The 4,929-nt window shown below is 31.0% G+C and carries 7 protein-coding genes; all 7 read left to right on the top strand.

Annotated features, from left to right (window positions below; translation table 11 throughout):
• Positions 1-292: MFS transporter (locus ACW2QF_RS17290; RefSeq protein WP_455717263.1), on the top strand; the 292-nt coding region annotated here is incomplete at its 5' end.
• A 1-nt stretch (position 293) separates the two neighbouring features.
• Positions 294-1,091 (top strand): putative arsinothricin biosynthesis methyltransferase ArsM, encoded by a 798-nt coding sequence (arsM, locus tag ACW2QF_RS17285; RefSeq protein ID WP_455717262.1) that lies wholly within the window; start codon positions 294-296, stop codon positions 1,089-1,091.
• 27 nt (positions 1,092-1,118) lie between these two features.
• Positions 1,119-2,360, top strand: coding sequence for an ATP-grasp domain-containing protein (locus ACW2QF_RS17280; RefSeq protein WP_455717261.1), 1,242 nt, complete (start codon positions 1,119-1,121; stop codon positions 2,358-2,360).
• A 437-nt stretch (positions 2,361-2,797) separates the two neighbouring features.
• On the top strand, positions 2,798-2,938 hold the full coding sequence (locus ACW2QF_RS17275; protein ID WP_455717260.1) for a hypothetical protein: 141 nt from the start codon (positions 2,798-2,800) through the stop codon (positions 2,936-2,938).
• Between the two features lie 119 nt (positions 2,939-3,057).
• Positions 3,058-3,669, top strand: a complete 612-nt coding sequence (locus ACW2QF_RS17270) for a nucleotidyltransferase family protein (RefSeq protein ID WP_455717259.1) — start codon at positions 3,058-3,060, stop codon at positions 3,667-3,669.
• Between the two features lie 491 nt (positions 3,670-4,160).
• Positions 4,161-4,520 (top strand): ArsR/SmtB family transcription factor, encoded by a 360-nt coding sequence (locus tag ACW2QF_RS17265; RefSeq protein WP_455717258.1) that lies wholly within the window; start codon positions 4,161-4,163, stop codon positions 4,518-4,520.
• A partial coding sequence (locus ACW2QF_RS17260) for an ArsA-related P-loop ATPase (protein ID WP_455717257.1) occupies positions 4,504-4,929 on the top strand: 426 nt, incomplete at its 3' end. The genes ACW2QF_RS17265 and ACW2QF_RS17260, both read left to right, overlap by 17 nt.

The raw sequence follows: 4,929 nt of genomic DNA, 5'->3' as shown, positions 1-4,929 counted from the left end.
ACTTGGATTCGTGTCATCAGTAATTCTTTCTGCTTCTTCAGCATTATCATCTTTACTTGGAAAAGAAAAGGGAATGGGTGAAGTTATGGGATTTCTTGGTTCAGCAACAAGTTTAGGTGCTGTAATTGGACCATTGATTTTAGGAATTATTGTTGATTACAGTGGTGTGAAAAACATCTTCATTTTCTTATTGTGTGTTTGGAGTATTGGAATGGTTTTGTTTTACTATTTCTATAAAGTAAAAGAATTAAAAAAAATAAAAATGAAAAGTGAGTATATAGGGAGGAAATAATATGCCAAGTTGTTGTGGAAGTAAAAGTGAAAAAGTATTAGATGAAAAGAGTCAAATAATTAAGGATTTCTATAATTCAGCTGCAGAGGGGGTTGGTCTTTATAGAGAAGGTATCCATAAATTTTCACCAGATGGTCCTACCGAAAAAATACTAGATATCTTAAAAGAAAGTGGAAAGAAAAAAATACTGGATCTTGGATGTGGCATGGGGACTACTTTATTAAGGATTGTCAAAGAGTATACGGATGCAGAATTATATATGGGTATTGACTTTAGCGATAAGATGATTGAACATGCTAAGGCATCAGCAGCCAGCTTAAATAGTGATGAAAGAAAAAAAGTAGGCTTTTTCGTTGCTGAAGTTTGTGAACTCCCTTATATGGATGAACAATTTGACTTTATTTTATGTGAATGTGTTCTAAACCTTGTGAGTGATAGAGCCAAAGCTATGAATGAGATTCAAAGAGTTCTAGCTCCAGGTGGTATTTTTGTCTATACTGATTTTATATCATATAAGACAGTTCCTACTGAAATAAGAGAGGATTTGAGTGTAGTAAGTGGCTGTAGAGCTGGAAGCATAACGATGGAAGAGAATATTCAGTATATGGAAGATAATAGCTTTTTTGATATTGAAAAATTTGATTACTCTTATGAAAAAGAAAGAAGGTATAGGAATTTATTAAAAGAAGATTTAGAAGCTCAAGAAATTGTTGCTAAGTTTGAAAAAGAAAAAGTGTTTGCAGCCGAGTTTCTTGAAAAGGAAATAGGATATTATGTAGTTAAGGGTATTAAAAAATAGAACCTACTCGGATTTCGGAGGTATAATATGGAATGCCTAATATTGATGGGATATTTTAAAGAACTATTAACTGCGATTAAAGCAAAGAAACAGTACTATAGAGTGTTAATTATTGAAAGAGGAAACACGTTAAATTTATTAGAGCTAAAAGAATTTGTCGACGATGTTATACAAGTTGATAATTATTTAGATAAAAATGATATAAGTAATATTATAGAGAAAATAATGAAGGTACATAATATTAAAGCATTATATGCAACTAATGAATGGGTAGTTGAAATATGTGCTTATATAAGAGATAAATATAAAATAAAGGGTATAAATGAGAATGTAGCAAAATCTACAAGAGATAAGTTATTAATGAAAACTATTATTTCTAATGTGGGTATTAAAACCGCAAAAGTTGAGAAAGTTCATAGTTTAGAAGATATTAAAAATTTTATACATAATAATGGACTCCCAATTGTACTTAAACCTCAAAAAGGTTCTGCTACTCAGAATACATTTATTATAAATTCAATTTCAGATATAGATTTAATAATTTCCAAAACAGATCTTTTGGGAGCTGATTATATAATGGAAACATTCGTTGTAGGAGATGAGTATCATTGTGATTCTATTGTAGTAAATGGGAAAATTATTTTTGCTAGTATAGGTAAATATTTATCAAATTGCATTAAAACTGTATTAGGTACTGAGCCCGTCGCATCGATAATTTTTCCAAATCAAGGCGTAGAAGATACTATACTCGAAGGAATCAAAGAAATTAATGCAAAAGTTATTAGCACTCTTAATATAAGTTCATCTATTTGTCATATGGAAGTTTTTGTAGATCGTATGGGTAACATAACTTTTGGTGAAATTGCAACACGGATTGGAGGAGGCCCATTGATTGGAAGAACTATCCGGCATGGGTACGGGATGGATATTTATAATGAATTTATCAATGTCTCTCTTGATGAATCATATGACCATGGTTGGGCTTCTAATAAATTTGCAGGATTTATTGCACTCCCTACAGAAGAAGGTAGAATTCTGGAAATATCTTCAGAGGAAGATCTCTATTGTATAGATGGTGTTAAGGAAGTCTGTATTTTCAAGCGTGTAGGCGATTGGCTTGATAAAAATTCAAATACAACTAAAAGGACTGGATACGTAATTGTTGAGGCTGACAGCTATGAAACTGTATTAAATAGATTGAATAATGTTCATAGTAAATATAAATTAGTTGTAAATAAGCGCAGGAATGCATTAGCCTCAATCTACTAATCATATAAAAGTTATTTCGTGTGCTTTAATCTAAGAATTCCTTGCTAGTGGAATGCCAAAAACAGATTGGTGCAAAGAAAATGGCATTCCCAATGCAACTGAAATAAGTGGCTGAAATCTTATGATTAAAGTAAAGAATCAGTGAAATTTGTATCTCTTAAATAATTAGCTTTAACTATGAAAGGTATTTAGTATGGGTATACTAGATACCTTTTATAACTTTAACTTCACAAACTCCTAATCATTTGCATCCATAGACAATACACAAGTGTCATGGTTACAAAATTGGTAACAAATGTATATTCCTAATTGACATTTATGAACATATGTTCTATAATTAAATTACACAAACATACGTTCTCTAATGTGCCAAATTATTTTTATGCTAATTCAGAATTCTATACAGTATTGAACTATATTAGGGGGAAAAATCATGAATGAAATTAAAAGACACAATATTAATCAAGATTATGCTTGGTCAGAGATGGTTGAAGCAGGGGATTGGTGGACCGGATGGGTTTCATATTCAGATAGATGCAATAGCATATAAAAACAAGATTAGAGTTAAAGATATATAAAATCATCGAGAAAAAGCGTAACTTTCAGAATAGAGCCTATGGGTGCTCTTTTGTGTGTGCCATTATTCTATTTATGGATAAGTAACTTACACCAAAAGTGAATGATTGGAGGTTATTATGTGAGTTATAACATGAAAATTGGATATAATATAGATATAGTAAGCCAAATAGAAGTTTTAGATCAGATTATTAGGTCAAATGAGATAATCTATAAGGTGATCGAGTGTGCTAACTTATTGGATTTAGAACACTATTACATAGGTGGTGGATGTATTACACAAACTGTTTGGAATTATCTTTCAGGAAACGATTTGTTGTATGGAATCAATGATGTGGATTTTGTATATTTTGATGATGAACATTTAGATTATGATGATGAAAATAAGGTTATTGACAAGATACATGAACTATTCCCAGATATAGGTATAGAAGTTGATGTAAAAAATGAAGCAAGAGTACATTTGTGGTATGAAAGTCATAATGGATATAATATAAAACCATATAAATCCTTAGAAGATGCTATTAATACATGGCCTACGACTGCGACGACAGTAGGGGTTAGGTTAGAAAATAATCAATTTAAAGTATATGCACCATTTGGACTAAATGATATGTTTGGAAAAATTGTAAAAGCCAATAAAGTTCAAATCACAAAACAAATTTATGAGAATAAAGTTGAAAAATGGATTAAAAAATGGCCCGACTTAAAAGTTATACCTTGGGATAAGTGAACCATGTTTAGTGAGAGTGTGAAAGTTTTTCTGTAAATAGAGATATAAAAGGTCTTCTATGATAAAATTGAAGTGAACCCTTTTTGTTAGACAATAAGTCTAATGAAAGGGGTTTTTCTATTTCTGGAAAAAAGATGTATTCAAAAGAACTGAAATGGATGATCTCCTTGGCTATGCGAAATCCGAGCTTTCCGACAGTAACGATTATCAAATGGACACCAAAGTATCTGAATTCAATGAAGTATTGATGAAATCACATGATAAATAGATATTAATCTATATATTTAGGATATCAATGAAGATTTTATTGAATATTTTGTTTTATACCTATGCAATTTTACTTAGTATAGAGCATATATTATAGATAGATATAAATATATTATATAATCTACACGCAGATACAAGTTGTTTTCCATTGACAATATAGATGTTCATATATATAATGCAATATATAGACATTTATCTATATATTGGAATTAAAGGAGGTAATCATGAATTACTACGAAGAAAATTCTAAATTAATGAAGGCAATCGCTGATCCCAATAGATTAAAAATTCTAGATATCCTATCATGTGGCGAGCAATGTGCATGTGACATTTTAAAATTGTTTGATTTTTCACAGCCAACTTTATCTCATCATATGAAATACTTAATTGATTGTGGTTTAGTAGTAGGCCAAAAAAATGGTACTTGGATGCGATACCGCCTTAATTTAGAAAGAGCAAATCAAATGATGTATTTTTTAATGGGTATTATTACACCAAAAGAGGAATGTATCTGCAAGAAATGTAATACTACAAATTGTAATTGCGGTAATAAAGAGGAGGTTCTAGATGAAAACAATATTTGAACCAAACAAAGTTAACCTGACCAAATACATATTTTATACTGGAAAGGGTGGTGTTGGTAAAACTTCAACAGCATGTGCAACAGCTGTTTCCTTAGCTGATCAAGGAAATAAAGTGTTACTAATTAGCACTGATCCTGCTTCCAATCTGCAAGATGTATTCCATACAGATTTAGATAACAGGGGAACACCCATTAAAGAAGTCCCAAACTTATACGTGGCTAATTTAGACCCAATTGGTGCAGCCACAGAATATCGAGAAAGTGTTATCGGTCCTTATAGAGGGGTTTTACCAACAGAAGTAATCTCGAATATGGAAGAACAGCTTTCTGGTTCATGTACGGTCGAAATAGCAGCTTTTAATGAATTCTCAAACTTTATAACGGATGATTCAGCTAGCAATGAATATGAC

It is taken from the genome of Anaerosporobacter sp. (assembly GCF_965301125.1).
Note: the sequence above shows the minus strand (reverse complement) of the source record. Positions and strands in the feature narration are given on the sequence as shown.

Coding starts and splice junctions, on each gene's coding strand:
- arsM (WP_455717262.1), top strand. CDS start 294: ATGCCAAGTTGTTGTGGAAGTAAAAGTGAAAAAGTATTAGATGAAAAG.
- ACW2QF_RS17280 (WP_455717261.1), top strand. CDS start 1,119: ATGGAATGCCTAATATTGATGGGATATTTTAAAGAACTATTAACTGCG.
- ACW2QF_RS17275 (WP_455717260.1), top strand. CDS start 2,798: ATGAAATTAAAAGACACAATATTAATCAAGATTATGCTTGGTCAGAGA.
- ACW2QF_RS17265 (WP_455717258.1), top strand. CDS start 4,161: ATGAATTACTACGAAGAAAATTCTAAATTAATGAAGGCAATCGCTGAT.